Here is a 1,327-nt window from a genome sequence, read left to right as displayed (position 1 = left end):
TCTGAGACCAATGGGGATGAAGAGAAACAGTGGTTTTCCTGATACACCGTCGCCACTAGGGCCGGATGCGTCAAGCTTTCCTGATACACGAGCGGCCTGCACGCCGCGCAAACGCTCAGGAAGTAACTGGCAGAGAGGCTACGGTGGATGGGATGATCCGTCCGTCATCGCCGTCACAACCATCGGTGGAGTACCACCGCATTCTATTGCCGCGCGGTTGTCCAGGAGTAATTAACCGCATTTCCCCAGGACACCGGATCGTCGCCTATGTCAATGAGATGCAGTTCGAGCCTGAGTTAAAGCTCCCCATGGACGAGATCAGCATGAGAGCGCTGGGCCTGCTCCAGCCCGTCGAAGAGACGCGCCCGGTGCCTGCGCTCCGCGTCCGCGTCCGACGAAGCGGAGATCTAGGACATGAGCTCGCGGTCGCCGAGGTCACCCCAGAAGGGATCACCGTCGGGGTCGAGAAGACCCTCCTGTCGGAGGACTTGGCGAACTTTCTGAGCGACGCGGGCACCAGAATCTCCCGTGACTTCATCCGTCGGATGACGTGACCTGGCGTTCGCGCCGTCCCGTCGCGGCCCGCGGGTGAACCTTGAGAAGCTTCTCACTCAGTGACCGGACACGGTGTGCGTGTCCGGTCCACTGGTGACCGGCCAGGCCCACGCCTACGGCCTGCTCCGCTGCGGGGCAGGGAGATCAGGGCACTGACCATGAGGTTCAGCCGATAACACGGCGGATCGGCCTCGTCGCGTGCGGAAGCCGGGACGGATGACGTCGCTGATCCAATTGCCCGGCAACGTCGCACCCGGCCACTCGGCTCGAATCCAATTGGTTATTTGTCATTGCGTGTGTTGGTATGAGAAGCAAATGAATCCGTGAACGACACTGTTTATGGCCGTATGCTGCCGAATGCCATCAGTTCTACCTGACCGTACATCCGGGCGTACGCCATGTCGTTACGTCCGAATTGACCATTGTGTCTGGCTGACATGCTTGGGGAGACGATCCCGCCTTCGCGTGGCTGTGCGCATCAAGCCATGAGGTGTAGGACCGGCGGGACACACGCCTCCACACGCCTCCACGGCTGGTGCAACGTGTCCTGACCGGGCGGTCCGTCGCGCAGGTGGCGGTCGAGGTGGGAATCTCCCGCGTCGTGCTCGTCAACGAACCGAACGGAGCTCCGCTTGACCGTGTGCCATTACTCACGCGGGCGACCATGCGGACCGCACGTTCACGCGGTTCGGGGGACAAGGGTATGGAGTGCATGACGGGAATCGAGCCTCCATCAGACCCGGGCGGCTCATCACTCCCTGTCGCTATGGAG

At 61.7% G+C, this 1,327-nt stretch carries 1 protein-coding gene; it reads left to right on the top strand.

The features are described 5' to 3' along the window. The first annotated feature begins 278 nt into the window (after positions 1-278). Positions 279-554, top strand: a complete 276-nt coding sequence (locus AB0O34_RS36875) for a hypothetical protein (RefSeq protein WP_363923655.1) — start codon at positions 279-281, stop codon at positions 552-554. Positions 555-1,327 lie beyond the last annotated feature (773 nt).

Origin of the sequence: Sphaerisporangium sp. NPDC088356 (genome assembly GCF_040685555.1) — a bacterium.
Taxonomy (GTDB): domain Bacteria; phylum Actinomycetota; class Actinomycetes; order Streptosporangiales; family Streptosporangiaceae; genus Sphaerisporangium.
The sequence above is the reverse complement of the archived record's forward strand: the minus strand, read 5'-3'. Positions and strand labels throughout refer to the sequence as shown.

Excerpts from the sequence above, each read along its gene's own strand:
- AB0O34_RS36875 (WP_363923655.1), top strand. The coding sequence starts at position 279 with ATGCAGTTCGAGCCTGAGTTAAAGCTCCCCATGGACGAGATCAGCATG.